Source organism: Cytobacillus gottheilii (assembly GCF_001636345.1).
Taxonomy (GTDB): Bacteria; Bacillota; Bacilli; order Bacillales; family Cytobacillaceae; genus Cytobacillus; species Cytobacillus gottheilii.
On the sequence record NZ_KV440945.1, the window covers coordinates 3,478,452 to 3,504,556 of the forward strand.

Here is a 26,105-nt window from a genome sequence, read left to right on the forward strand (position 1 = left end):
TTAAGGTTTCAATTTGGATGAATGCAAGATAATCCTCAGATAGTTTTTCTCTGTAAAACGAAATGTTACTCCATAAATAATGGTAAAAAGGATTACTGCAAAAAGAGCACTTCCTAACACAACCATTGTATGATCCATTGCTGCTGTGAACCCAATGATCTTCATCACAAGAGGCAATACTGCTGCTAAATGGATGACAGCTACTGCAAGCGGAGCCAAAAACATGATAAGCGTCTGCCTGCTAATGGTTCTTTTAAGCTCTTTTTCACTCATTCCAACTTTTTTCATAATGGCAAAGCGATGACGATCATCATACCCTTCCGAAATTTGCTTATAATAAAGCATTAAAGCTGTCTCCGCAAACAAAATGACGCTAATAAAAATACCTAGAAACAACAAACCGCCAAAACTGCCTAACACCGTTTCTTTGTAAATTGACTTTGCCTCAACATACACATTGCCAATCGTTTCAGCCTCATCAGCGATTGCATGGGAAAATTCATTTACCTGCTTTGAATCTCCTTGTAAATTAAAATCCTGATACATCGTCAATGAGTTTTCTAAATCTGCAGCTTGCGCAAACTCACCTGTTAACGATGCAACGACATAAATCCAGCTATCTTCTATATTGTCAGCTAAAGATGTATCAAACGGCAGCTCCTCGACCTTATCTTTCACCTTAAATGATTCATCATTTAAATTAATGCTTTGTAATTCTGCAGTTTCTTTAGATTTTAGAAGAAGTACTTCATTGGAAGCTAACGTTATTCTTTCGTTTGTTAGTGTGTTAAAATCCTCCAAGGGAAGAATACGGAAAAAATCCTCCTTCCCATCTCCTGTTAAATCCGCGGCAAACTGTCCGCCCCGATAAGAAATAAGTGATGCGATGTCAACATTAAACCTCTCTTTTTGATTATCAATAAATGATTGCAGTTGCTGCTGCTCCGCTTCATGTTCTGTTGTATTCGTTATAGACACATCGAACTGAAACGTATTATTCACCATCGTATTAACACCAAAATATAAGGAAATTGTTGTAGTCATCACAATCATTGTTGCTGTGCTTAATATAGTAATATTTGATAAGCCAACAGCATTTTGTTTCATCCGGTAAAGCATAGTTGAAATAAGGGTAAAATAATCCTTGTTATAATAAAAGCTTTCATTTCTTTGCAGCATTTTAAGCAGCACAACGCTGAATGCAATAAAAAGCAGATACGTTGCTGCTACAACAAACACGACCGCTGTTATCATCGCATTTAAATCTAGCTTTGGATTGTTAACAGTAAATGATAATAGATATCCGGCAATTAAAAGGATACAGCCAAGTAAAGCTAACAGATATTTTGCCTTTGGCTCCCGCTCCCCGGATTGTCCGCCTTTCATTAATTCTATGATATGAACAGAGTGAATCTGTTTTACGTTATATAAGTAAATGATGAAGAAAATAATGATAAAGGTGCCGATCGTTTTTATAATTGCTAATATAGAAATGATGTTTGACGCCAAGGGAGCTTTCATTGTCATAGACATAGCTAAGCCTACAACTTGGGTAAACACTAGTCCAATTATTATTCCAGCTAGGATGGTCAGCAGTGCAATCAGAAGATTTTCCAGCCTCAATAGTTTTCTAACATGCCTTTTCTCCATTCCAAGTAAATGATAAAGCCCAAACTCCTTTTTTCTTCTCTTAAAAATAAAGCTATTCGCATATAGCAAAAAAAACAAAGAAAGGATTGTAAACAATAAGCTTCCAAATTTCATTACATCGATCGTAAAATTTCCTCCTGGAATGTTTTTCAAAGCTGTATCATTCACCAAGCTGTTCATTGTATAAAATAATGCAATGGTAACTATACAAGTAATAATATATGGCAGAAACATTAAGCGATTCTTCTTAATGTTTGTCAGCGCTAATTTACCATATAAATTTTTATTCATAGACTGGTACTCCTTCTCGTAACTGCTGCTGACTGCATATCAAATATCTGTTGGGTTATGTCTTCATTCATAGCATTTTTTTTGATTTCATTATTTATTTTTCCATCTTTAATGAACAGCACACGGCTTGCTTTACTAGCCGCATACACACTATGTGTGACCATAATAATGGTTTGGCCTGCTTGATGAAACGCTGCAAATAAGTCCAATAGCTCCTGTGCAGAACGGGAATCAAGAGCACCGGTTGGTTCATCTGCCAGAATCAAGCTTGGTGATGTAATTAATGCGCGAGCAACAGCTGCTCTCTGCTGCTGACCTCCAGAAACTTCGTATGGATATTTATTTAAAATATGTTCAATCTCCAATGCAGCAGCTATATCCTTAATCTTTGCATTCATCTCTTTTACACGAAGGTTAGCCATTACTAGCGGTAGGAAAATGTTATCCTTCAAGGTGAATTGATCTAACAAATTAAAATCCTGAAACACAAATCCTAAATGCTGCCTGCGAAATGCAGCCAATTCATCATTAGGAATATGCTTATAGTTCATCCCCTCAAGAAGTACCTCCCCATCTGTCACTTCATCTAAAGAAGCTAAAATATTCAGCAGCGTTGTTTTCCCCGAACCAGACTCTCCCATAATGGCAATATATTCGCCTTTATTCACAGTGAAGCTGATATCAGAGAGTGCTTCTACCCTTGCTCCTCTGCGGGATTTATAAACCTTCTTTACATTTTGAACCTTTAAAATTCCCATTACATATCCCTCCGAATAAAAAACCTTTGTCTTAGTGCCTTTATCATACTGAAAACTATGGCAAACATTATTTGGAATACATAACAAAAATCTTCTTTTTTTCTGCTTTAAATCTTACGAAGTTCTTGTGGGCGTTCTTCGGGGCGTTCTTCGGGGCGTTCTTCGGGGCGTTCTTCGGGGCGTTCTTCGGGGCGTTCTTCGGGGCGTTCTTCGGGGCGTCACAGTGACGCCCCGAAATTTGTCGACTCACTGCGCCGCTTTATGTCTTCTTTTATTTTCCAATTAAGGTTGACACTGGATAAAAATCCCTTTACTATTATGTTAGACGATATAACGTGTAACATAATAACTTTTTAAAGGATGATTGAAATGGCCTATAACGGCGGACCAATGACAGAAGCGATGTATTATGTTCTTCTGGCGTTAATGCGTCCCAATCATGGATATCAGCTCATGCATTCGATTGCAGAAGTGTCCAATGGCCGAGTAAATATGGGTCCTGGCACTCTTTACGGTGTCCTTTCAAGGATGCAAAAAGATGGACTCATTTCTTTAACGGAAGAGGATAGAAGAAGAAAAACGTATGAAATAACAGCAGAAGGAGAAAAAGCACTTCGGCTGGAGCATGACCGATTAAAAGCGATGATTGAAGATAGCAGGATTTTAGAGGGTGGTGATGAAAATGACTAAAGCTGTCTACAAGCTGCGTCCCAATGACAATTGGCGAATCGGAGAACATGAAAGCTGGTTTGCAGACATGGCTGCCCATGGTTTTTTTCTTAAAAAGATGGGGATTCCTTTTGCCAAGTTTGTTAAAGGGGACCCAAAGAAAATGCGCTACCGAATTGAAGTGAATTCGGGAGACGAGATAACATCCGAACAAAAGCAAATGTATGCAGAAAACGGCTGGGAATATGTAACGAGCTATAATTTATTTCATGTCTTTTCGTCCCCTGCAGATCTGCAGGCACCAGAACTTCATACCGATCCGGCTGAGCAGGCTTTTACAATCGAGACTCTGGATACTAAGTTAACTTTTAGCACAATCATAACGATTACTGGCATGCTTTTACTAATCGGAATGCAAGCCGCAGTTTGGTTTCTTGATGAAACACCTACTCTGGTCTTAATCGAGGGGAGCGCAGTTTTTCAAGTCATTTTTGGACTGTTTTTACTTTATTCAACATACCTTTCACTTCAAGCAGCCATATCCATTCGCAAACTGCGCAGAAACCTAATTGAAGGAAAACCGATTGACCACCATGCACCTTGGAAAAAACGATTCCAAACACAAATTATTATAGGCATACTGCTTACAATCGTAATGGGACTAATTGCAATCATTCCAATTTTTCAGCTGGCAAAAATAGATACGAAAACATTGCCGGAAAGCAGCCCCGACCTACCGTTTATCAGATTAGCAGATTTAGAGAATGACCCGGATTTTATCAGGGAAGAACCTGTCTTTTTTAATGACGATGTAGATCGTGGAAATCAATATTCTTTTAATTGGAGTCCTCTTGCCCCCCTGCAATATGAAACTTCTGAACACGGATTCATACCGGGTGAAATTCAGAAATATGGAGAAGAATATTCGTCTTCACTTGATACAAAAGTATACCAGCTGCGCTTTCCTTCCTTGGCAGAGCCAGTAATTTCGGATTTAATACAAAGCAGAAGTTTTCAAACTGAACGAGAAGATTTTATAGAAACCTCTCATCCTGAATTGGATCTTTTGATTACTTATGATAAGCATAAAACAAAAATGGTGTTTGCGCATAAAGGAAATGCTGTTATGTATGCTTCCTATTACGGTCACACAAATATAGAAACCATAATTGAAAACACAGTTGAAAAGATCAAATTGATTTCCGAGTAGAAACGAAAAAAGCTTACAGAATCTAGGTCTGTAAGCTTTTTTCTTCTATATTATTTCTTGCCCTGCCTGTACAAATCAACAGTCTTAAATCCTTTAGATAAGATCTCGACCATTTGTGCCTGTCGGCTGTCACGCGTTTTCTGCTGCTTTGCTGAAAAGATATACCGTGCCCAATCCCGCTTATAGCCTGGTGTTAACGATTGATAAAAACCTAACTCATCAGGATGATCGGTCAGCAGTTTTTCTACATCTTGTATCTGATCTTCGTAATCCGCCACACATTGGCTTGCAGCGGAGGATTTTTTCGCTTTCTTCTTTTCACGTTTCAATCCAATCACCGTAAAAACATCATCCATGCTTACCATCCGAGCAAACTTGATATCACTGTCATCCACATAGCCATCCTCTCCAACCATCATGGCCGGAAAGATCTCATCACGGTGTATGTGCGTATCAAACCGCTTATTCCCTTTTTTCGGATAAGCAAAAAACAAATACCCTTCTTCAACTAATTGCCCCTCTTGAATGATACGATTTGTATGCTCAACCATTTGATTGATAGACTCTATAAAAATAAAAATCGCATCATGATCTCCGGTCAGCTCAGTCTTGAAGCCGTTAAATAAATCATAGTCTTCCGGCTGATTTAGCACCGTTAGATTGTTGTATTTGGTTAGGTTTAATTTATCAAGGATTGTCATTATGATATTACTCCTTTTAGACGTTTATGTAGATACTGCTGGGGAGGAAATTTACGTAGGCGTTGGCGCTTATGTTCCTTTCGGCTCTCTTTTCGTTTGCTGACGGGCACTTTGCTTGATCTTTAGTTCCCCTCAGCTCTCTTTTCGCTTGCTGACGGGCACTTTGCCGGCTCTTTAGTTCCCGCCAGCTCTCTTTTCACTTGCCCACGGGCACTTTGCCGGCTCTTATCTCCCCGAAATCTTCTATGCTAATGATTATACAGTGCTCCGTATCTATAACTCAATACTACTATTGTTTGCACATACATCACTCGGCTAAGCTGCGACCTTCAATCCTTTATCATGTTGTTTCTCCAAAAGGTCTAGGAATGAATAAGCGGAGAAATTCCGGTTATTTTGAAATAAAGGCCTCAAATAGCAAAAATAAAGGGAGAAATTCCGGCTATCTTCAAAAAATGAACCGAATTTTAATGACTTTGTCCATTTAAGCGGAAAAACTCCTCTTATTTAGAGGAAAATATAGCTATTTCTCTAAATAGGCGGAATTCTTCCCTCTATTTTCACGAAAACTCAATACATTATAAAAGACGAAAGACACCATCACAAAACTGGCCCAAGCATTTTGTCCTTCTCTACATAAAGAAAGGATTCAATCCCCCTTCTCTCTCCTTCAAAACGAAACTACCTAATTCCATCAACTGTCTATATTACCCCCTCCCCTATATAGTAAAGCACAAAATAAATAATGCCCTAAATCACCAAAGATTCAGGACACCTTATAACCTATTATCATTTACTCCGCTCAGTAAAATCCCGTTCAATTCCCTCTTTCCAGCTAGGATCAATCCCTTTACCATACCGTACGCTCAATACTGCCTCGCTCAGGATTTCATAATTTAGTTTCGTACCTTCTCCATCAGCATGGTAATCCACGGCAAAATCTTTATCAATGCCAAAGTACCCAGCAGTTTCAACGGCATTAATATTGGCTCCGAGAAAAATAAAGGTCCAGTCATATTTTTCTTTCTGATGCTGAATCATTTTTTTCACTTGTTCAGAGGTGAATTCCCGGCTGGCATTTTCCATTCCATCTGTGGTAATCACAAAGAGGACATGATCTGCACGCTCTTTCTTCTTCTGCTCTTGAACAGTTTTTTGAATCGAAAACCCGATCGCATCAATTAATGCGGTCGTCCCGCTTACTTCATAATCGCTTTCTGTTAGTTTTTTTATATTTTTTACAGAAACGCGGTCATGTAATAATTCATATCCATTGTTGAATAATACGGTCGTTACAAACGCCTCTCCTTCAGCTTTTTTCTGCTTTTTCAACATCGAATTATAGCCGCCAATCGTGTCTGCCTCGAGCCCTGCCATTGATCCGCTTTTGTCTAAAATAAATACAACTTCAGTTACTTTGTTTTTCATGTTTAATACCCTCCTTATCTATAATGGAAGGATATCAAGTTTTCAAAATGAAGTGGTCGCTTCAAAAGCGACATTTTCTAAGCACCGAGCAAAGGCTGATCAAATCGAAATAATGCTTCATTGATTTCATGGATATCATACTTCTGCTGGGTGATAAAAAATTTCACGATTACATCAAATTTACTGCTGTGTGACAAAGTATATCCTGCTGCTGACAGCAGAGCATTGGTTTCATCTTCATCCAGCTCCAGAGCGATCGCAAAGGCGATAGCGGTTTTCTTTTTCGGATTATAACTGTCTTCCTTGCGGATCTTTGAAAACAGACGGCGATCAATATTTGCTCTTTTATAAGCATCCACATCGCTTATTCCTCTTTCGTCAATGAGGCGAAGCAGGCGTGCCGAAAACGATTCATCGAGTTCATCAATTAACTGCATTAGACTGCTTTCTTCAATATCCTCACTTTGCTTAACATAATCATGCTCTCTAAGTTGTTCCGTTACAAAGCGTGCTTCTCTGCCCTCATAGAGAGCACTAGCTTCCTCCACATAATACTCATCAATATATTCCTGAATGGAATGAAAAAGCTTCTGACTCAGGCCAAACGATTGCTGATCAAATACAACTAAATAAACATGCATTTCATGCTGCATTAAAAAGGTGCTGATGGCCGAAATGGCAATTTGCAGAGCCTCTTCTTTAGGAAATCCGTATATTCCTGTTGAAATCAGTGGAAATGCAATGGACTTACATTGATATGTATGTGCCAGTTCTAATGATTGCTTATAAGAATTCCGCAGCAATTCTGCTTCCCGCTGTATACCGCCCTTCCAAATGGGACCAGGTGTATGGATAATATATTTGGCAGGCAGCTTAAATCCATTGGTTATCACGGCTTCCCCGACTGCACATCCCCCGATTTTGTCGCATGCTTCTGTTAACTCCTCAACTCCGGCTGCTTGAAAAATAGCACCGCAAACACCGCCGCCCATTTGCAATTTCTTATTGGCTGCATTGACGATGGCATCTACATTCATGACTGTAAGATCCTGGCGAACGATTTCCAAAGGCATAAATGAAACTCCTTTTTTTACTAAAAGCATAGCATCGACACTGCTCTGGGACAACAGCATTCTGGGGACATAAAAAAGGAACCTATTTTGATCAATAGATTCCTCTGAAACTTAAAACGCCATCTTATTCTCTTTTCCAGTATGAATACGATGAATAATCAGTGCTGCAATCATTTGAATAATCGTTTTCGCCAATATTTGACCAACAATTGCTGCCGGCACTGCTTCCCATGGGAGCATGTTTGCACCTAATGGACTTAAGCCGATTACAACAAACACAACTGAATCCAGCAAGCCGCCGACAACACCGCTGTAGAAAACACGCCATGCAAATGGCAGCTTTAAACGCGTATAGATTTCCGTATCAGCTGTTTCTGCAATTAAGAACGAAATAGCGGATGCAACCACAATCATCAATGTATCTCCAAGCAGGAATGACACGATTCCAGACAGGATTAATGCTGTAAAAATAAATAAGTACGTCTTTGATCTTCCATATTTATTTTGGACAAGATCACGGAAAATAAAGGTCGCTCCAATAAACAGCGTACCCATAGGGATCATGAAAATCCCTACAGCCAATGGCGCAAATTTAGCTGTTACCACATTGGCAATAACAATAGATAATAAATACAATAAAATTCTCATGTATACTCCTCCTGATGCTACAGTTTTATATGATAACCGAACGAAAAAAGACCTCCCAGCAAAGTTCTACAGAACTTCACAGAGAGGCCTAGACAATCTTTCTATCAAAAAAATAAAAAGCTGTGACCACATGGACACAGCAATCCATAGTTTTTTATAGAGGGTTTAAGCTAGGAACCTCTCCCGATCGGGTTATGCAATTGAGTTTAATATTATCTTATGGGACAGAGGTCTGTCAATGAAAATTTCAAGTAGCAACCTCTTCCTCTAACTGAATCAATATCTCTTCTCCTAACTCTCCGTCTTTTATTTTTATATGTCCTGCTGACGAAAAATCCTTTGGCATTAGTCCGTTTAACGGCATGGAAAACGACGTGATCCCTAATGTTAAATAAGTTTCTGCGATCAACTTGCTGCAGGTGTAATCATTCCTTTTTGAAGTAATATGAAACATTCTGCCTTCAATTACTTCTTCAATCATTGACCATTCACTTGGATTGGGGATTCCATGCACGCTTTTGATATAGTCATAGAGCTTTTGATCATCGATTTTGTTTTTCATAGTTAAGGTGCGCACGGCATATTCCGGTGCCACGTAGGGTTCTACATCCTGGCCGTACGTTTTAAGCCGATCCAGCAGTTTGACAACCTTTGGTCCTGTCTCATGATCATGAAACCATTCATCCTCCAGATTTACAAGGGCGGTCGATTCAAAGAAATAAACCTCACCATCTGGATCAGGACGCACCACCATCCCCACATGCGACCATTTGTTGTGCTCCAGCTTTTCCACTAACTTGCTCATCTCATATTTTCCGCTGAATAAAATTAAATCGCCTGTTTTTAATAATGGCAAAAGTTGATCATACGTTTCTGTTTTCATGACATTCCGCCTAAAATAATATGCTAAAATTTGACACTATCATGTTATAATGATACCAATATTTCATGAAACGGGAGTCAATTCAATGAAACCAGTTTTCAAAAAATATCACTACTTTGTTCTCATTGTCCTTTTTACATTGTTCTTTCCTATTTCAGCCTCTTATGCTGAAGCAAATCCGGTGAACGTCGGCAATGATTTTACGGAAAAGGACATGACCTCCCAAATACTTGTGTATGTTGATTCAAACGATCTTACTCCAGATCAAATTCTCGAAAGGCAGGATCAATTTGTTCCCTTCAGTCAGGCGGATATCGATGGGGATATTGCCGATTTGGATTATTGGATCAAGATCGATATGCAAAATACAAGTGACCGCGATAAAGAGCTGCTGCTCGAAATTCAAAAGCCGCATTTAAGCTTGGTTTCCTTGTATAGTGAAAATAATGACAGCCTTAATTTACAAGAAACGATCGGCTACAGCCTGCCATTTGATGAGAGAATCATAAAACATCGCAATCTCGTTTTTCCGCTTCACCTAGATTCATCTGAAGACATACATACCTATTATTTAAAAATTGAAACTGATAGTTTCTTTCAGGCACCGATCACACTTTGGAATTATGTATCATTTTCAGCAAACCATTCTGATTCGCAAATGCTGTTTGGTCTTTTTTACGGCATTATGATTGCCATGATGATTTATAATAGTTTTCTATTTCTCTCGCTAAGAGAAAAAACGTACTTATATTATATCTTGTTTATTGCTGGTTTTACGATCCTGCAGGCGATTTGGGATGGATATGCGTTTGAGTGGCTGTGGGGCGATTATCCTTGGTGGGCACTCCGGTCTAATTCATTTTTTATTCTTTTTGCTGCGCTGTTTGGATTACTGTTTACGAAGCATTTCCTGCAGCTGAAAGGCATTGCACCAAGACTCTATAAAATGGTCCATGTATTTACGATCATTTGTGCTTTTACATTAATCATTCCTTTCGTTTTACCTATCGGAATGGCCACAATGGTTAGTACAATTATTGCTACCCTCTTTGCCCTTTTTGTCATCTTAATTGTCATAAAAGTGCGACTGCGAACACGGGAAGCCAAGTTTTATATTGCAGCATGGTCGCTTTTGTTAATAGGCATCTTACTCAATCTGATGGCTGCTTATCAGATTCTGCCGCTCAATGCATTGACCTTATATGCACCAAAAATTGGCGCAATGGTAGAAGTCCTTGTTCTTTCATTAGGTCTTGCTGACAAGATTAAACGTGTCACGCTTGAAAAAGAGATGGAGTCAAAGAAATATTACATGCAGACACTGATGCAGAATTTCTTTAAGCAGATGTCCAGTGTGAAAGAACATACTCTGCTGGCGGAAAATGGACTTTACACGCTCTTGTACCTGACAAAGCTGGAAAAAGGATTCTATTTGCAGAAAAAGAATGCAGCATGGGAAGTGATCGTTCAGCATGGCGATTTATCTCTTGATGACAGCTTTCATATTGACGATCAATATCTATCAAGAATCATCTATGCAACTGATATCACGCCCAGTTCTTTTGGCGTTCAGGATACATTTGGCACGTTCTTGTCTATTCCGATTGTTTGTGAGAATCATACAGGTCTTCTTATTGTCTGTGGCGAGGATCAGGATCAAATTGACCCCTATCAGAAGGAGAAAATGATTCCTTATTTCCAGGATCAATTTACCGTTTTAATGGACAATCTTATGAATTATACATCATTTAAAGAGTCGGCTATGTACGACCATCTTACAAATGTATTAAACCGCAAGTACTTTTTAGAAAAAGCAAATATGCTGGTAAAAGAGGCACAGAAAGCGGAGCAAGAGGTTAGTATTCTACTAATTGACATTGATCACTTTAAACGTGTCAATGATACATACGGTCATACGATTGGAGATCAGGCCATTATCTTTGTTGCCAATCGAATCGTGGATACCTTTAAGGATTATGGGTTTGTCGGCAGATATGGTGGCGAAGAATTTATAGTAGTCACTAGCCATGTCAAAGAACAGGAAGTTCTCAATGTGGCCAATGAATTGAGGAAGTCACTGCATTCACATCCGCTTTTCTTAAATCGAAATCAAGCTCTGTCTTTAACAGTCAGCATTGGCGTTAGTGTTCACAAAGGAAACAGCATTACTTCCATCAAGGATATGATTCTGGAAGCTGATGAATGTTTGTACCGAGCTAAAAATGCAGGACGAGACCGAGTTATGCTAAACACGGAAATGAAGGTCAGATAATGCTAGGTGGCTGAAGATCTCAGCCACCTTTTCTCTTTTAAATAATATCCAAAGGCATTTTTCGTGTAGGTTTCGGAAATACCTCATCAAGTCTGTGTAGATCGTCATCAGTTAAGGGGATACCAGCTGCTGCAGCATTTGCCCGTACATGTTCTTCCTGCACTGCTTTAGGAATCGCCAGGCAATTGCCTGCCCGTATGGTCCATGCTAAAGCAATTTGCAAAGGCTCAGCATTATACTTTTCTGCAATCTCCTTTATGACTGGATCTGTTAACAGCTGCTGTCTTAAGGAACCACCCTGTGCGAGTGGACTATAGGCCATAATCGGCATATTATGCTCATGCTGCCACGGAACCAAATCATAATCAATTCCACGAGAACCTAAATGATAGAGCACTTGATTGGTCATACAATTTTGGCCGTTCTCTGTACTCCATAGCTCTTTCATATCCGCTGTATCAAAATTCGATACGCCCCACCTCGCAATTTTTCCATCCTTCTTAAGCTTCTCCATTCCTTCAATGGTTTCTGCTAAAGGGACAGAACCTCTCCAGTGTAAAAGATATAAATCGAGATGATCCGTTCCCAGCCGTTTTAAACTGTTTTCACATGCTCTTTCAATAGAATTCAATCCAGCATTATGCGGATAAACTTTGGATACTAAGAAAACATCGTCTTTTCTTCCTTTGAGCGCTTCGCCAACAACCAGCTCCGCTCCTCCTTCAGCATACATTTCCGCCGTATCAATGACATTCATGCCTAACTCAATGCCAAGCTGCAGTGCTTTGACTTCCTTTGATTTCATTTGTGAATTTTCACCCATATACCATGTGCCTTGTCCCACACTTGGCAGCGATGTTCCGTCGGGTAAAGTGATGGTTTTGCTCATTGTCATCAACCTTTCCTTTTATTTTTTATCATACAGGATTGAATGAAAAATTTCATATTAACGCATGAGATGTAACAGAATCTTCTAAATACAATCGGATTATATTTGTAAAGTAAAACTGACTAAATACGATATTAATGCTCTTAATAGTTATAAATCTCCAGCGGCCTATTAAACCTTTAAGGCCATGTCAAATTACGATATAATGAATTCTAGGAGGAGGTGAACCTAATGGAAGAGAAAATCTATCATCTACTGCTGCAGATGCAGAGCGATATGAAGGATATGCAGAGTGATATGAAGGTTATGCAAAGTGATATGAAGGTTATGCGAAGTGATATCAAAGGGATGAATACAGACATTAAAGGAATAGACTCTAGACTTATAAGAGTTGAAGATACGGTAAACAGAATTGAAGTTTCTCAAACGGAAGACGGTGTCGGAATCCTGCAACATCAAAAAAAGAAAACAGATTTAGATCATGATTTTTTAAACAGCAAGATTAATACACTCGAACGTAAGGTTTACCAAATTGAACGCCAACTGGATAATTAATCAAGCTCCTTTAGAAGGTGCTTTTTTTTTATTTTCAAGGCGATTATTTTCCTTTGCAATCTTCTTAATTTGGTACACCATCCAGAATACATAATAAAATGGTTCTATTACCCTTTTCTATTGAAACACGAATTCCTCCTTCACCCTTTTACATTTTCTTAATAATTCTTTTAGTTTATTGCTCTTTTTTTATCCCTTCCCTTTCTGTTTAAATAAAAGCATGAAAAGGGAATAGGATACGAATAATAGTGGAAAGGAAAGGAGCCATATAATGCAATTTTATCGTGAAAATCAGGAAGATGTACTGCAGCAATTGCAGGCGAATGAAAATGGCCTCTCACAGGAAGAAGTACATAAGCGTTTAGAAAGAGATGGATATAACGAAATTAAAGGGAAGGAAAAAGTCCCGACTTGGAAGTTATTTTTAGAGACATTTAAAGACTCGATGGTCATTGTGCTTTTAATTGCGGCTGGTGTTCAACTTGTTCTTGGAGAAGTCGTTGAATCTTTAATTATTTTCCTAGTGCTCATTATTAATTCAATTATCAGTGTTGTTCAGACGAAAAAGGCGGAAGGTTCGCTTGAAGCCCTGCAGAGTATGTCGGCACCAAATGCAAAAGTGATCCGGAACGGTGAAAGACAAACCATACCAGCTCGCGAGCTTGTCTCGGGCGATATCGTTTTCCTTGAAGCAGGTGATCATATCCCTGCAGACGGCCGGATTCTTGAAAGCGGCTCGTTAAAGGTGAATGAAGGCATGCTGACGGGCGAATCGGAGGCGGTTGAGAAAAACACCGATACGCTCAGCGAAGATGCTCCACTCGGTGATCGCCGCAATATGGTATTCAGCAGCTCGTTAGTCGTTTACGGACGCGGCACCTTTGTGGTGACAGGCACTGGGGAGAAAACCGAAATCGGTAAAATTGCCGACATGATTGCCACAGCAGAAGAGAAACAAACTCCTCTGCAGAGAAAGCTAGATGAGTTCAGCAAGAAGCTCGGCATCGCGATCCTTATTCTCTGTATTCTCATTTTTGCCGTTGAGGTAGGCCGAATCTGGTTCGGCGGCAATACAGCTGATATGACAACAGCTATCCTAGAGTCTCTTATGTTCGCAGTAGCCGTGGCCGTAGCAGCGATCCCAGAAGCGCTGTCCTCCATTGTCACGATTGTTTTATCTGTTGGAACAAATAAAATGGCGAGACAGCACGCTATCATTCGAAAGCTGCCGGCAGTCGAAACGCTTGGATCTACAAGTGTTATCTGTACAGATAAAACAGGAACCCTAACACAGAACAAAATGACAGTGACAAACTATTACATCCCTGGCGAAGGAAATAAAGATAAGCCGCTCGAAAACCCGAACAGCAGTGAGGAAATGCTTTTCAACATTATGGTCCTCTGTAATGATTCCTATATTAACAACGAAGGAAAAGAAGTTGGCGATCCGACTGAAGTGGCGCTGATTAACTATGTAGACGATTTTGAGGAAATCCGTGATCAAAACAAACGCGAAGCAGAATTGCCGTTTGATTCGGACCGGAAGTTAATGTCGACTGTCTACACGATCAATGGCTCTCGGATGATCTTAACAAAGGGCGGTCCAGATGTGATGTTTAATCGGGTCAGCCATGTACTGATCAATGGAAATGAAGAAGTATTAACAGATGAATTTCTGCAGCAGTTTAAAGATATGAATGAAGAGTATTCTAAGCAAGCCCTTCGTGTTCTCGCTTATGGGTATAAAAAATTGCCGGAGCATCACGGCATTGGACACGAAGATGAAAATGATTTAGTACTAGTTGGCTTAACGGCGATGATGGATCCGCCTCGTGAAGCTGTGTATGGTTCTATTGAGCAAGCAAAGCAGGCTGGTATCCGCACCATCATGATCACAGGTGATCATAAAACGACCGCACAGGCAATCGGAAAAGACATTGGTCTGATGGATGAAGATGATATTGCTCTCACAGGTCAGGAATTAGATGCTCTTTCCGACGAAGAGCTCGACCGGAAATTAGAAGACATCTCTGTCTACGCACGTGTTTCACCGGAAAATAAAATCAGGATTGTCCGTGCATGGCAAAAGAAAAATCGCATTACTGCCATGACCGGTGATGGCGTAAATGACGCCCCTGCTCTCAAGCAGGCAGATATCGGTATTGCAATGGGAAGCGGTACGGATGTAGCAAAAGACGCCTCTTCCATGATATTAACAGACGACAACTTTGTCTCGATTGTGAACGCAGTCAGTGTCGGACGGACCGTTTTCGATAATATTAAAAAATCGATCGGCTATTTATTCGCTGGAAACTTGGGCGCCATCATAGCGATCTTGTTCGCAGTGATCATTGGCTGGGCCAACCCATTTACAGCGATTCAGCTGTTATTTATCAACCTAGTCAACGACTCTCTGCCAGCCATTGCACTTGGCATGGAAAAATCTGAACCTGGTGTCATGAAAAAGAAACCGCGTAATATTGATGAAGGTATTTTTGCCGGCGGTACACTGCGGGCAGTGTTAACAAGAGGTATTCTAATCGGAATCGCCGTTATTATCGCACACTACCTTGGCTTGCAGCATTCAGAAGAAATGGGAGTAGCATTGGCATTCTCTACACTAATCCTAGCTCGTACCCTGCAGACATTTGCTGCCCGTTCTGCGACACAAACAGCCATTGGAGCAGGACTTTTCAGCAACAAATATGTAATTGGTGCCGTTGCATTAGGATTTGTACTTTACGGAATCACTCTATTACCGTTCACGCGTGACATCTTCTCGATTCCAGCCACATTTGGATTCCAGGAATTCCTGACAGCATTGGGTCTTGCATTCGGAGCACTTGTGCTGATGGAAATTTTGAAGTTGATTTTCAGACCGAAAAACCTTAATTAAACTAAAAAAATGCCAGGTACCTTTCCTATGGTGTCTGGCATTTTTTATTCTAGTAGTGGCTGCATTACAATCACATTTGATGTCATAAAATTCTATATGATAAAGCACCTGTTATTCGTTATTCTTTTTTAAATGTCGAAAATTTGAATAAGTTTCCTAATTTTCCTATAATTTTACCGCGAATTATGTTAGGCTTAACATATCCTTAAATTTATAAGGATAAAAGGAGTTGATCCAATGTTCGTTTTAATACGTAACATTAGCGGAACAACAGAACATTTAAAGAATTCAAACAGCCAATCGAGCAAAACCTTTGAAGACTACTCGGAAGCTGACGACATGGCAAAAAGGCTAAATCAGAATACGATTCCGTCTCATAAGTGGCATGTAAAAAAGATATAAGTTTTATAAACAAGTTGGTGGCTGCCAGCTTTTTTTTTGCCTAATGAGGAAAAAAAACTTTCCTCAAACACCAGCTGTTGAACTAGTAACAGCATTCTCTACCGATAACTAAACCTGCTTGTATTGCATCATCTATCTTTTCTCACCCATTTTCCTTCTCACTCAAAAACTTCCTTATTTTTTAAAAAACGCTCCTGAAAGCAACCATGAATCATTCTGGCTTTCAGCGAGCGTTTTTTTCCATTACATCATTTATGGCAGACTCAGCTTGGACATTCTGCCGCCATCAACTGGATAGATCTGTCCAGTAATAAACCCTGACTCTTCAGCCGCAAGAAAGGCCACAAGTGCTGCCACTTCTTCTGGAGAACCTGTGCGGCCAATTGGATGAATTCGCCCAATGTTATGTTGAAACGCATCGGGATCAGGCATGTTTGCAATTAAATCAAGATTCAAATCCGTATCGATCCAGCCTGGTGCTACCGCATTGCAGCGTATCCCTTCATGCCCATGGTCCACAGCAACGGCACGTGTCAGTCCATGAAGTCCAGCTTTAGTGGCACCATAAGCAGCATGCAGCGGATTAGAAGCCAATCCCTCAACAGATCCGGTGTTGACGATACTGCCTTTCGTCTTCCGGAGATAAGGCAATGCCGCCCGGATCATGAGAAAAGGAGCCGTCAGATTCAACGTAAGATTTCTTTGCCAATTCTCCAGACTCATTTCCTCAATCGCTGCCTCCTGCATCATCCCCGCATTATTGATCAGCACATCAAGCTGTCCTGTCCTTGCGATTACCTCTTCGATAATCCGCTCTGGCGTTTCAGGATCAAAAAAATCAGCTGAAATCCAGTCAAATTCCTTGTCCTCCCCGCGCTGCGCCGTAATCACGGTTGCTCCTTCGTCACGCAAACGGCGTGCAATTGCCTGCCCAATCCCCGAACGCCCGCCTGTTACAAGTGCAACCTTATTTTCAAAGCGTCTTACTAGTTCTGTCATGATAAAACTCTCCTTCCCTATGTATCGTTAATAACCAATTTTTATTGAAATTACTTCTATAAGTAAGATTTCTTCCGCCCCATATCCGTCACCAAATATGGATTATCCTTCTTCATCTCTTCAACAAGCTTTGCCGCCAATGTAAAATCCTCTTTCAGCAGCTCTAGTTCTCGTTCTGTAATGCCAACTACTTGCAGAAACTCTACTCTGCCATGTACCGAATCGATTCCCTCAGCCTCTGTATCATTGACCACCAGCAATGCCGTGATGTCAGATTCCACTTCGTAATGAATAGACGTTCCATTGCCTGCCACAAATTGCGATGGTTCAAAAAATCGCTGCTGTGTATACGTATAGCGGGCAAGATTGGCCAACATATCACAGGCCCACAAACACTCTTCCGCCGATTCAGCTTGCAGCTTGAACGTCATCTCATATCCCCAGCCGCTCCATTCTCCGCCGAACGCTTCCTCGTTCACATACAGCTCACTCATTCCATATGTCAGAATGTGTTTGTAGCCATTACGAGATTCATAGATACTAAACCCGTCCAAATACTGATCACCGCCGAACATCGCCCGCTTATGTAATTCTGTTCCATAATGAGCCGGGTTTTGATTATCATAAAGCTGATCAAACACCATATCAATCGCTTCCCAGCCTGGTGCCCAATCCTCCTGCTGTTCTGCTCGAGTTTTATATTCTTCTATGTCCATTAAATATCCGCCTCCCTTCTCTATCCTCTAGGCAGTTCTTTTCCATTTAAGGATAACAAAATTGTTTGCAAATTTAAAAAGAGAGACTTCATAAAAGTGTTTGCGGGAATTCCTAAGAGTTAATAAAGATTTAATTCTTTTGCACAGTAAACAAAAAAATCCCTCGATAGAAGGGACGCTTCATTAATATAAGGGCTGCTGGTTCTGACAAACTGGAAATCCATTAATATCCTGAATCATATAAAAATCGTACTGCTTTAAGGCGAATTGTGCTTGATACAAATATTCAATCACAAGCAGCTTTCCATTAGATGTACCGCACAGAATACCTGAAGTTCCCTGTCCGTTGGCCATTGAAATACCAACAGACTGGCCGATCAAATAACTAATTTTTTGTTGCCACGGCATCGTCATCACTCCTTCAAATTCATCATATTGAAATCGAAAAAATGGGTGCCTGTATCGTTTAGTTGTGAACGTAGATACTTTGCACTTTTTAAGTACAACAAAACAAACATAGCTTTTCATTCATTTAAAACAGAAATAATGACTTTCCCCTGAGAACGACCTTTTTCAAAGTACTGAATGGCCTTTGGAACCTCTTGCAGGGAATACTCCCGATCAATAATCGGCCGTATTTTCTCCGTTTCTATTAGTTCTTTAAGAAAAAATAAATCCTCCTGCTTTGTTCTGTGCATAAATGTGCTGTATTTCTTTTTCCCAACCATGGATAACCATGAGCCCTTTAGGAGCGTTTGATACATCTGGCTGCTTTCCCCTCCAACGTGGATAAATTGTCCATTCTCTTTTAATAACCTGCTATAAGTGGAAAGAGGTTGTGCGCCATTCACACCAAAAATAACATCATAGGTTTGATCATGCTTCTCTATGGTTTCCTTTTGATAGTCAATGACATGGTCAGCACCTAAGGTTCTTGCCATCTCTGTATTTCGAGTACTCACGACAGTGGTTACTTCAGCACCATACACTTTCGCAATTTGAATGGCAAAGGTTCCAACTCCCCCTGAAGCTCCATGAAGCAGCACTTTCATACCAGCAGCTAACTCTCCACTGTCCCTGATCGCCTGTAGTGCTGTTGCCCCTGCCATCGGCACTGCGGCCGCTTCGGCAAATGTCAGATTGCTGGGCTTCAAAGCCAAGGATGTTTCATTGGCAGCTGCATATTCTGCAAAAGCACCCCAGCCGCTGGTGGACAAATCTCCAAACACTTCATCGCCAATCTGAAAACCAGTCACATTCTCACCAACAGCTTCAACAATACCTGCTACATCCCCGCCTGGAATTCTGTACTTCGGCTTCAAAAGCCCAAATGCAAGACGGGCAGGCAGCGGCTTGCCTGTTAATAGTACAAGATTTCCAAAATTGATGGATGATGCATGAACCTTTACAAGCACTTGATTGCGCTCAAGACTGGGAATAGCCACTTCCCTTACTGTAAGACTATCTGCCCTGCCATACCTATCCGAAACAATCGCCTTCATCTCGCTCTCCTCCTAGTCCTTTTTACATTATTCTAATCGGAGAAAATAAATACCGATGTATTAAGATCTCATAATGCTAATATCTCGAATATGAAAAAAAGATACTCCCGCAGAAGTATCTCTTTCCTGAAAAATATAATTACACGCCCCGCTTATTGCCCCAGATATACGTATGAAGCTGCGGAAGCACCTTAACATCCTTCAGCTCGTCATCCACCATCGCTTTATCAATCAGCCACTCATATTTCTCTATTAATTGAGCCAACAGCTGCTGGTTGTCGGCCGTTTGATTATCACTGTTTCCAACCTGCAGGAAAAACGGCACTTCAGGGTACCGAAGATGCACGTTCTTGGCATAAAGATAATCTTCATCATCAAACACAACCACTTTTAAACTTGTGTTTGTTGCCTGAAGCTTTCCGATTATGGTATCCAGCATATTAAAATCTGTTGTCATCCCAGAACTCGGCGGTTTGGGAGAGAGTGTTAACTCGTCAATCTCCATAAACCAGTCCTGCCACTTACTGCCCTGTGTTTCCAGCCCAATTTTAATATTCTTCGATTTTAATAGCTGGATTAAATAACTAAGATTTTTTAGCAATGCCGGGTTGCCGCCTGATATGGTCACAAAAGAAAAGCCATCTCCACCATGCATTACAAGCTCTTCCCAAATTTCCTCTGCCTCCATCTGCTGGATGAGATCTTTCCCCGACCCATCCCATGTAAAAGCAGAATCACACCACGAACAAGAATAATCACAGCCGGCTGTTCTTACAAACATCGTCTTCTGGCCGATCACCATTCCTTCTCCCTGAATCGTCGGTCCAAAAATCTCCATTACTGGCACCTTACTCAAGCTTCCATCCACTCCCGTCTAACCTCTGCAAAACTCGTAGGTGTTTCATATAAACGCACAAATTCAACTACTGAATCCTTATATTGATTCGATCTCTTATTCAAGGATTCCACCATTTTTTCATAAATCCATACAACCATGTTCTCTGCTGTTGTATTCATTTTAGGCAGCGTCTCATTCAGGTAACGATGATCCAGATAAATCTCAATCTCCTCTTTCCAGATCTCTTTGATATCCCCAAAATCAATCACAAGACCAACCTCATCAACAAAACCACTAATGCCAAACACAACTTTGTATGTATGCCCGTGCAGATTCTTGCATTTCCCCTCATAGCAATGAAGATGATGGGCCGCATCAAACGTAAATTCCTTGCTGACAAGAACGCGCTTGTGATGATACTTTAAATCACTTTTCTTTATATCTTCATCCAGCTTCTGAAGCTTCTCCACGATTCGAAAGCCAAAAAAATTATCTGTCATGTGCAGCAGCTCCTTCTAAATACTTCTCCAAACCATTTCTTCTTAGCTTACATGCCGGGCATTCACCGCAGCCATCGCCAATAACTCCTTCATAACAGGTGAGCGTCTTCTCACGAACAAACTCTAATGCACCTAAATCATCCGCTAGCTTCCATGTTTCCGCCTTATCCAGCCACATCAACGGCGTATGAATCACAAACTGCTGATCCATCGACAAATTGATCGTCACATTCAGCGACTTAATAAACGCATCCCGGCAATCCGGATATCCGCTAAAATCCGTTTCACATACACCCGTGATAATATGCTTCGCCTTCACCTGACTCGCCAAAACCGCTGCAAACGAAAGGAAAATCAAATTACGCCCAGGAACAAACGTCGATGGCAGCTCCCCATCTTCTCCCTCTTTAATCTCAATATCATCTCTTGTCAGCGCATTTGGAGCTAATTGATTCAACAGCTGCATGTCTAACAGGTGACGCTTCACCTCTAGCTCCTCTGCAATCCGCTTCGCACACTCAATCTCTTCCTTATGGCGCTGATTATAATTAAACGTAACAACCTCAACCTCTTTAAACGTCTCTAAAGCCCAAAACAAACAAGTTGTACTATCCTGCCCGCCGCTAAAAACGACAATTGCTTTTTCATCTCTTAACATGTAAATACTCCCCTTCCTTAAAACACAAGAAAAAACAGCACCCCAAGATCGAAGTGCTGCTTCATCTTAGTTTTTTTAGAGAGGGGTGCTAGAACCTCTACCGCTGTTTGAAAAGCGGATTTGGATTAGATTTTATATTGGTATCGTAACATAAGATTAAGTTGAAATGAATTATTATGGGCTGTACGATTCTTTTTTACCAGGCAAAATTAAGGAACAACACAGCAGTAATGCTAGATTTCTTATATAAAAATAACCGTATATTCTGATCTATCAACAGAAATACGGTTATTTATAAGTACTTACTTTTTACCGCCAATAATAAGCTTGAGTTGAGGCTTTCTTCTGTCTTTGACTCGCTTTAGCAGCTCTTTATTGAACTTTTCTGGGTTCTTTCTGATTTCTTCTATTGGAACTCTTTTCATGGTGGACCTCCTTGCGATTAAATACTTCAATTGTTAAACAGCAATTAAAAACTTAATTCCTACCTTACCTTATTCCATTCAATCCAACGCAAAAGGTGAGCTCTACTATTTTCATACCATTGAGAACACAGGAAATACAACTTCCCATAAATTCTTATGGGTTTTTTATAGTATCTACTATATCCTCTTGCATCTAGTTTTTGTAGTTGTAGATCTTTTGTTTCGTCTACTTCTAATAACATCGGAAAATTTAGATTTAATTGTTGTTTAGAGTATTTTGAAGTTTGTAATAGCTGTATTTTTTCTAATGGCAACTGGTTACTAACCAGAATATCAATTAACTCATCTCTTACAATTACTCCTATTTTTCTTACGACTTTCTCTTCTAATAATGGTATATCCCTCTGCTCAGTTGGAGGCTTTATATATGTAATAGTCGATGCACCGGGTTGTACACTTTGTTTTAATGTCTCTTGAATCCGATCTGATAACAATTGACTCTTTTTCATATAATTAAGAAGGTTTTCCCAGTTTGCCCAATGTTCTTCCCATAATTCTTTATCAATAACTTCCTCAAAGTTAATCATTATTGGCTTACTCCAAGCCTCATAATTTTCTAGTCTAGCAATAATCTGATCTAAATGACTGACATTGCGGGTTTTAGGGGATAGTGGGGCGTCACTTTGGATCCAATCTTTCCAATATTTATTTCCTTTGGATTGATTGCATTTCCCACATGAAGGAACCAGGTTATTAATCTCGGATATATACCCGGTTGGCCTTCTCTTATGAATTAAAGGTCTAAAATGATCCCACTCTGAAAAAGAGTCTCCACAATATGAGCACCTTATCGATTCCGTCATACCTAACATACTAAGAACTTCCTTAATTTCTGTTTCAGATGGTTCAATACATGGAATAATTCCATTAACAAAGGCATTCGTAATACTAGAGCTTCGACCAGTAATCTTCACTGGATTAGGCATTTTAAAAAATGATTTATAGTTTTGTAGGATTTTCATAGTATCACCTCGTTTAATCTAGTAACAAGATTTTTAAAAAAGTTCATTTGAACAATATTATTACTATATATTTTATCATTATTTTCAATTTATAGTTAGAATTACCCATGATTTAATGACGTTATTTAGATTGCGATTGTAATGCAAAAAACGCTTGCTCGTATTTAGAGAAGCGTTTTGAAGTTGATTTTATATAAAAAATTTTATAGTGATAAAAAAGTCTAATAAAGATGAAAGTAAAATTAAGCAATCAATAGCCATTATCAAATTAAATAAATGTTAAGGTATATGTTTTTTTGCTTATGAATACCTCTATGGCGATAGTAACGAACCACCAAGACGCTCTTTCCTCTCAAAATGATAATGCAACCTATATTCACAAATATGTCTTGTCCAATTGTAGAGTATTTCTTCATCCATTTTGTGTACTTCAAACTCCAACTTAAATACTTCATTGTCAAAACTTATTAATCCTTTCGAATTACCGCTCCATTTAGACATAGGCATTTTAGAAATTAGGCTGCTAAGTCCCGGTTTATCATATTCCCAGAGTTTTTTAGAAGCTTTGTCTGAGAAATCAATATGTTTTCGGTATTCTTTTTCCATTAAATATTGATAAAAGAAGGGTGCAACCTCTTCAGGTGTTATGCTCTCGTACCAATGACCAATTCCTCTGTCCAGCATAGCAAGCAGCACGACCATTTTATAGCTCTTGGCCATTCCTGTTTTTTCTGCTTCTATAAACCAATATTTATATCGTTCAAACACTCTTTCCTCTGCTTCACTTAATTCTTTAGCCCAGGATAGGAATCCATGATAGGATTTAAACTCCTGACGATATTGGACTGAGTCTGATGCCCCTTTTAAATGTAATTCTAAATAACTTGGTCTTCTTCCCAATTCAAGTTTTAAATCTTTATAATCCTGATATAGTTTTTCTTTTCTAGGCTGTTTTTTTCTAATCATTTCTTTCAATAAATTAACAACCTTTACCTCAAGGTTGATTTCACACAATTCTGGCAGCATAGGCTCGAATGTTCTTTTTGTGTCTTTTTCTGTAATGTCAAACAAGCTTAGCTTAATATCAGCATTACGATAGTTGCCAATCATATCAATGATATTGCAATGACTTTTTCCACTATGCAGTCGGAGACCACGACCAATTTGCTGTGTGAAGACAGTTAACGATTCAGTTGGACGAACAAATAATAGTGTATCTACAGCTGGTATGTCGACCCCTTCATTAAAGAGGTCTACTGTGAAGATGACATCTAACTTTCCATCCTCAAGCTGTTTAATCGCATCCTGTCTTCCTACTTCCATTTGCTTTGAATGGAGAGCCACTGTTTTAAAGCCGCTTTTGTTAAAGTAATTAGATAAAAAATTGGCCTGCCGAATAGAGGAACATAAGCCAATTGTTTTTGACTGTTTTTTCTCCAGCCAAGCCTTAAGAACTTTCTCTGCCATTTTATCATGGATCTGAACCTGCAATAGTTCTTCCTCATCATAACGATTACCAAGCCAAGTAATTTGACTGTAATCCGTATCATCGTATACACCATAATATTTAAATGGAGAAAGCCATTTTCTTTCGATCGCATCAAGAAAATCTAATCGAAAGGCAACATTTCCATTACATATTGCATAGACATCTTTATTGTCATTTCTGTCTGGAGTGGCCGTAATACCTAAAAGAAATTTTGGCTGAAAATAGTCGAGTACCCTATTATAAGATGCAGCAGCTGCATGGTGAAATTCATCCACAATAATTAGATCAAATTCATCTGGCCCAAACACCTGCAGATGCGGCATCATACTAAGCGTATAAATTGAGGCAAATATTATATTATTGTTGCTTTCTTTTTGCTTGCCATTATAAATTCCATACGACCTATCAGGCATAATTTTTTTAAAAGAATGTTTTGCCTGATTTAGAATCTCCTCTCGATGTGCAATGAAAAGGATTCTTTTAAAATGTTGAGCAAAAAAACCCGCTAAATATGTTTTTCCAAGTCCAGTTGCCATGACAACAAGAGCCCGATTATATCCCTCATCTAGCGTTTTATTCAGCTCTTCTAATGCTTCAATTTGTGCAAAACGCGGCTGAATTACACTATATGATTCTTTATTTTCGTTAACTAGCTCTGCTTGCATTTCAAAGTTATTATCTATTTCGGAGGGAAGCATTAAATCCTGCTCCTCTGTTTTCGTCCACTCTTTTGCTAGATCCGGATGCTTCTTATGGTATTCCTCATATTCATACCGATATTCTTTCAGCGTTTCTCTATTTAAGGAGACAGTGTGTTCGGCATAGAAGATATGTAAGAATTGTTGTAATGCCTCATTATAAGTATCAGTATGATTACTTACCGATAGATTCCATTCTACACCATGACTTAAAGCAGAAAGTGATAAATTGGATGAACCAACAATAACACTTTCTTGGTCATTTGTATTAAAAAGGTAGGCTTTTGGATGAAACGAACTCCCATTGCTTTTCCAGAAACGGATCATAATATTTTCATGAATGGACAATAAAGCTTCAAGTGCATCAGGTTGTGTAATGAACAAATAATTCCCTGTACAAATCTTAATATCTGCTCCACGCTCAGCAGCTACCTTTAATGCATTAGACAAATATTCAACACCTGACTTCATCGTAAACGAAGTCAATATACAAATAGTAGAGGCTGTCTCAATCTGCTTTAATAAGTATTTACCAAGCTGGTTTGTAATTAATTGAACATCACTCATCTTCAACCTCGATTAAGAAAATTCTCTCTTTAAAACCGCCTCGCTTATTAGCTTTTTCTTGTCGAACCTCTTCAAGCCTCTCAAAAGAAATGTCATGGTAATCTGCTAGAGCTCGGATAATTTCAAGAACATCTGCTAATTCTTCAATCGCCTCTTCTTTATTTGTTGCATTCACATACTCTTCAAGTTCCTCAAAGCTCTTTTTCTTAAGTTCTTCTATATATTCTGTACTATTTAATATCTTCGTCGTAAACTTTTTACCAGTCTTTTCAATGATCTCTGGGATGTGGTCTCTGACAAGTTTGTAGTAGGTTGGCATTCCTTAAACCTCCAATAGAATATTTACGTATTATACAGTTAAAATTA

Annotated in this window: 25 protein-coding genes and 1 riboswitch; of the genes, 6 read left to right on the forward strand and 19 right to left on the reverse strand. The window is 39.5% G+C overall.

The annotated features are described in order from the left end of the window. Window positions 1–1,941, reverse strand: coding sequence for an FtsX-like permease family protein (locus A6754_RS16830; RefSeq protein WP_066448423.1), 1,941 nt, complete (start codon window positions 1,939–1,941; stop codon window positions 1–3). Continuing rightward, window positions 1,938–2,699: an ABC transporter ATP-binding protein gene (locus A6754_RS16835; RefSeq protein WP_066448426.1), complete on the reverse strand. Its 762-nt coding sequence runs from the start codon at window positions 2,697–2,699 to the stop codon at window positions 1,938–1,940. Before A6754_RS16835 ends, A6754_RS16830 begins: the two co-directional genes overlap by 4 nt. Window positions 2,700–3,068: 369 nt before the next feature. On the opposite strand from A6754_RS16835, the gene A6754_RS16840 reads away from it, so the two are divergent. After that, window positions 3,069–3,389, forward strand: a complete 321-nt coding sequence (locus A6754_RS16840; RefSeq protein ID WP_066448429.1) for a PadR family transcriptional regulator — start codon at window positions 3,069–3,071, stop codon at window positions 3,387–3,389. Beyond that, window positions 3,382–4,578 carry a DUF2812 domain-containing protein gene (locus A6754_RS16845; RefSeq protein ID WP_066448431.1) on the forward strand — a complete coding sequence of 399 codons (1,197 nt, stop codon included), beginning with the start codon at window positions 3,382–3,384 and terminating at the stop codon, window positions 4,576–4,578. Before A6754_RS16840 ends, A6754_RS16845 begins: the two co-directional genes overlap by 8 nt. A 50-nt stretch (window positions 4,579–4,628) precedes the next feature. Here the strand turns inward: A6754_RS16845 and A6754_RS16850 are convergent, their stop codons facing one another. From A6754_RS16850 to A6754_RS16870, 5 genes are all read right to left on the reverse strand, one after another. After that, window positions 4,629–5,279 carry a YdeI/OmpD-associated family protein gene (locus tag A6754_RS16850; RefSeq protein WP_066448433.1) on the reverse strand — a complete coding sequence of 217 codons (651 nt, stop codon included), beginning with the start codon at window positions 5,277–5,279 and terminating at the stop codon, window positions 4,629–4,631. A gap of 789 nt (window positions 5,280–6,068) precedes the next feature. Further along, window positions 6,069–6,707: a vWA domain-containing protein gene (locus tag A6754_RS16855; RefSeq protein WP_066448440.1), complete on the reverse strand. Its 639-nt coding sequence runs from the start codon at window positions 6,705–6,707 to the stop codon at window positions 6,069–6,071. Window positions 6,708–6,784: 77 nt separating this feature from the next. Then, on the reverse strand, window positions 6,785–7,780 hold the full coding sequence (locus A6754_RS16860) for a macro domain-containing protein (RefSeq protein ID WP_066448443.1): 996 nt from the start codon (window positions 7,778–7,780) through the stop codon (window positions 6,785–6,787). A 111-nt stretch (window positions 7,781–7,891) separates the two neighbouring features. After that, window positions 7,892–8,428 (reverse strand): VUT family protein, encoded by a 537-nt coding sequence (locus tag A6754_RS16865; RefSeq protein WP_066448447.1) that lies wholly within the window; start codon window positions 8,426–8,428, stop codon window positions 7,892–7,894. A gap of 140 nt (window positions 8,429–8,568) precedes the next feature. Beyond that, window positions 8,569–8,615: riboswitch (PreQ1 riboswitch) on the reverse strand. A gap of 60 nt (window positions 8,616–8,675) precedes the next feature. Further along, the gene (locus A6754_RS16870) at window positions 8,676–9,311 is read right to left on the reverse strand and encodes a C40 family peptidase (protein WP_066448449.1); all 636 of its coding nucleotides are present in this window, start codon (window positions 9,309–9,311) and stop codon (window positions 8,676–8,678) included. Window positions 9,312–9,396: 85 nt separating this feature from the next. Between A6754_RS16870 and A6754_RS16875 the strand changes: the two genes are divergently transcribed. After that, window positions 9,397–11,583 (forward strand): diguanylate cyclase, encoded by a 2,187-nt coding sequence (locus tag A6754_RS16875; protein ID WP_066448451.1) that lies wholly within the window; start codon window positions 9,397–9,399, stop codon window positions 11,581–11,583. Window positions 11,584–11,620: 37 nt separating this feature from the next. Here the strand turns inward: A6754_RS16875 and A6754_RS16880 are convergent, their stop codons facing one another. Continuing rightward, complete coding sequence (locus A6754_RS16880) at window positions 11,621–12,478, reverse strand: aldo/keto reductase (RefSeq protein WP_066448458.1); 858 nt, start codon at window positions 12,476–12,478, stop codon at window positions 11,621–11,623. Window positions 12,479–12,703: 225 nt separating this feature from the next. Between A6754_RS16880 and A6754_RS16885 the strand changes: the two genes are divergently transcribed. The 3 genes from A6754_RS16885 to A6754_RS22830 all read left to right on the forward strand — a co-directional run bounded on the left by A6754_RS16885 (window position 12,704) and on the right by A6754_RS22830 (window position 16,325). Further along, window positions 12,704–13,027, forward strand: coding sequence for a hypothetical protein (locus tag A6754_RS16885; protein WP_066448461.1), 324 nt, complete (start codon window positions 12,704–12,706; stop codon window positions 13,025–13,027). Window positions 13,028–13,298: 271 nt separating this feature from the next. Further along, window positions 13,299–15,923, forward strand: a complete 2,625-nt coding sequence (locus A6754_RS16890; RefSeq protein ID WP_066448463.1) for a cation-translocating P-type ATPase — start codon at window positions 13,299–13,301, stop codon at window positions 15,921–15,923. Window positions 15,924–16,160: 237 nt separating this feature from the next. Then, window positions 16,161–16,325 (forward strand): hypothetical protein, encoded by a 165-nt coding sequence (locus tag A6754_RS22830; protein ID WP_156495813.1) that lies wholly within the window; start codon window positions 16,161–16,163, stop codon window positions 16,323–16,325. Between the two features lie 252 nt (window positions 16,326–16,577). On the opposite strand, the gene A6754_RS16895 is transcribed toward A6754_RS22830, so the two are convergent. From A6754_RS16895 to A6754_RS16940, 11 genes are all read right to left on the reverse strand, one after another. Continuing rightward, window positions 16,578–17,324 (reverse strand): SDR family NAD(P)-dependent oxidoreductase, encoded by a 747-nt coding sequence (locus A6754_RS16895; protein ID WP_066448466.1) that lies wholly within the window; start codon window positions 17,322–17,324, stop codon window positions 16,578–16,580. Between the two features lie 56 nt (window positions 17,325–17,380). After that, the gene (locus tag A6754_RS16900) at window positions 17,381–18,040 is read right to left on the reverse strand and encodes a suppressor of fused domain protein (RefSeq protein WP_066448471.1); all 660 of its coding nucleotides are present in this window, start codon (window positions 18,038–18,040) and stop codon (window positions 17,381–17,383) included. 183 nt (window positions 18,041–18,223) lie between these two features. Next, entirely contained in the window at window positions 18,224–18,448 is a 225-nt protein-coding gene (locus A6754_RS16905) for a hypothetical protein (protein WP_066448475.1), read from the reverse strand. A 116-nt stretch (window positions 18,449–18,564) separates the two neighbouring features. Further along, window positions 18,565–19,542, reverse strand: a complete 978-nt coding sequence (locus A6754_RS16910) for an NAD(P)-dependent alcohol dehydrogenase (RefSeq protein ID WP_066448478.1) — start codon at window positions 19,540–19,542, stop codon at window positions 18,565–18,567. A gap of 139 nt (window positions 19,543–19,681) precedes the next feature. Continuing rightward, window positions 19,682–20,398: a 7-carboxy-7-deazaguanine synthase QueE gene (gene queE, locus A6754_RS16915; protein WP_066448481.1), complete on the reverse strand. Its 717-nt coding sequence runs from the start codon at window positions 20,396–20,398 to the stop codon at window positions 19,682–19,684. Then, complete coding sequence (gene queD / locus A6754_RS16920; RefSeq protein WP_066448485.1) at window positions 20,395–20,880, reverse strand: 6-carboxytetrahydropterin synthase QueD; 486 nt, start codon at window positions 20,878–20,880, stop codon at window positions 20,395–20,397. Before queD ends, queE begins: the two co-directional genes overlap by 4 nt. Next, window positions 20,870–21,538 (reverse strand): 7-cyano-7-deazaguanine synthase QueC, encoded by a 669-nt coding sequence (gene queC / locus A6754_RS16925; protein ID WP_066448490.1) that lies wholly within the window; start codon window positions 21,536–21,538, stop codon window positions 20,870–20,872. Before queC ends, queD begins: the two co-directional genes overlap by 11 nt. A 302-nt stretch (window positions 21,539–21,840) precedes the next feature. Then, complete coding sequence (locus A6754_RS23255) at window positions 21,841–21,963, reverse strand: hypothetical protein (protein WP_257298358.1); 123 nt, start codon at window positions 21,961–21,963, stop codon at window positions 21,841–21,843. A gap of 59 nt (window positions 21,964–22,022) precedes the next feature. Further along, window positions 22,023–22,985: an HNH endonuclease gene (locus A6754_RS16930; protein ID WP_066448493.1), complete on the reverse strand. Its 963-nt coding sequence runs from the start codon at window positions 22,983–22,985 to the stop codon at window positions 22,023–22,025. A gap of 312 nt (window positions 22,986–23,297) precedes the next feature. Further along, on the reverse strand, window positions 23,298–25,739 hold the full coding sequence (locus tag A6754_RS16935) for a DEAD/DEAH box helicase family protein (RefSeq protein ID WP_066448495.1): 2,442 nt from the start codon (window positions 25,737–25,739) through the stop codon (window positions 23,298–23,300). Then, window positions 25,732–26,058: a nucleoside triphosphate pyrophosphohydrolase gene (locus A6754_RS16940; RefSeq protein WP_066448498.1), complete on the reverse strand. Its 327-nt coding sequence runs from the start codon at window positions 26,056–26,058 to the stop codon at window positions 25,732–25,734. Before A6754_RS16940 ends, A6754_RS16935 begins: the two co-directional genes overlap by 8 nt. Window positions 26,059–26,105: the final 47 nt, after the last annotated feature.

Bases quoted from the DNA above. Each gene is read 5' to 3' on its own strand.
- A6754_RS16830 (WP_066448423.1), bottom strand. From the start codon at position 1,941: ATGAATAAAAATTTATATGGTAAATTAGCGCTGACAAACATTAAGAAG.
- A6754_RS16835 (WP_066448426.1), bottom strand. From the start codon at position 2,699: ATGGGAATTTTAAAGGTTCAAAATGTAAAGAAGGTTTATAAATCCCGC.
- A6754_RS16840 (WP_066448429.1), top strand. From the start codon at position 3,069: ATGGCCTATAACGGCGGACCAATGACAGAAGCGATGTATTATGTTCTT.
- A6754_RS16845 (WP_066448431.1), top strand. From the start codon at position 3,382: ATGACTAAAGCTGTCTACAAGCTGCGTCCCAATGACAATTGGCGAATC.
- A6754_RS16850 (WP_066448433.1), bottom strand. From the start codon at position 5,279: ATGACAATCCTTGATAAATTAAACCTAACCAAATACAACAATCTAACG.
- A6754_RS16855 (WP_066448440.1), bottom strand. From the start codon at position 6,707: ATGAAAAACAAAGTAACTGAAGTTGTATTTATTTTAGACAAAAGCGGA.
- A6754_RS16860 (WP_066448443.1), bottom strand. From the start codon at position 7,780: ATGCCTTTGGAAATCGTTCGCCAGGATCTTACAGTCATGAATGTAGAT.
- A6754_RS16865 (WP_066448447.1), bottom strand. From the start codon at position 8,428: ATGAGAATTTTATTGTATTTATTATCTATTGTTATTGCCAATGTGGTA.
- A6754_RS16870 (WP_066448449.1), bottom strand. From the start codon at position 9,311: ATGAAAACAGAAACGTATGATCAACTTTTGCCATTATTAAAAACAGGC.
- A6754_RS16875 (WP_066448451.1), top strand. From the start codon at position 9,397: ATGAAACCAGTTTTCAAAAAATATCACTACTTTGTTCTCATTGTCCTT.
- A6754_RS16880 (WP_066448458.1), bottom strand. From the start codon at position 12,478: ATGACAATGAGCAAAACCATCACTTTACCCGACGGAACATCGCTGCCA.
- A6754_RS16885 (WP_066448461.1), top strand. From the start codon at position 12,704: ATGGAAGAGAAAATCTATCATCTACTGCTGCAGATGCAGAGCGATATG.
- A6754_RS16890 (WP_066448463.1), top strand. From the start codon at position 13,299: ATGCAATTTTATCGTGAAAATCAGGAAGATGTACTGCAGCAATTGCAG.
- A6754_RS22830 (WP_156495813.1), top strand. From the start codon at position 16,161: ATGTTCGTTTTAATACGTAACATTAGCGGAACAACAGAACATTTAAAG.
- A6754_RS16895 (WP_066448466.1), bottom strand. From the start codon at position 17,324: ATGACAGAACTAGTAAGACGCTTTGAAAATAAGGTTGCACTTGTAACA.
- A6754_RS16900 (WP_066448471.1), bottom strand. From the start codon at position 18,040: ATGGACATAGAAGAATATAAAACTCGAGCAGAACAGCAGGAGGATTGG.
- A6754_RS16905 (WP_066448475.1), bottom strand. From the start codon at position 18,448: ATGCCGTGGCAACAAAAAATTAGTTATTTGATCGGCCAGTCTGTTGGT.
- A6754_RS16910 (WP_066448478.1), bottom strand. From the start codon at position 19,542: ATGAAGGCGATTGTTTCGGATAGGTATGGCAGGGCAGATAGTCTTACA.
- queD (WP_066448485.1), bottom strand. From the start codon at position 20,880: ATGACAGATAATTTTTTTGGCTTTCGAATCGTGGAGAAGCTTCAGAAG.
- queC (WP_066448490.1), bottom strand. From the start codon at position 21,538: ATGTTAAGAGATGAAAAAGCAATTGTCGTTTTTAGCGGCGGGCAGGAT.
- A6754_RS23255 (WP_257298358.1), bottom strand. From the start codon at position 21,963: ATGAAAAGAGTTCCAATAGAAGAAATCAGAAAGAACCCAGAAAAGTTC.
- A6754_RS16930 (WP_066448493.1), bottom strand. From the start codon at position 22,985: ATGAAAATCCTACAAAACTATAAATCATTTTTTAAAATGCCTAATCCA.
- A6754_RS16935 (WP_066448495.1), bottom strand. From the start codon at position 25,739: ATGAGTGATGTTCAATTAATTACAAACCAGCTTGGTAAATACTTATTA.
- A6754_RS16940 (WP_066448498.1), bottom strand. From the start codon at position 26,058: ATGCCAACCTACTACAAACTTGTCAGAGACCACATCCCAGAGATCATT.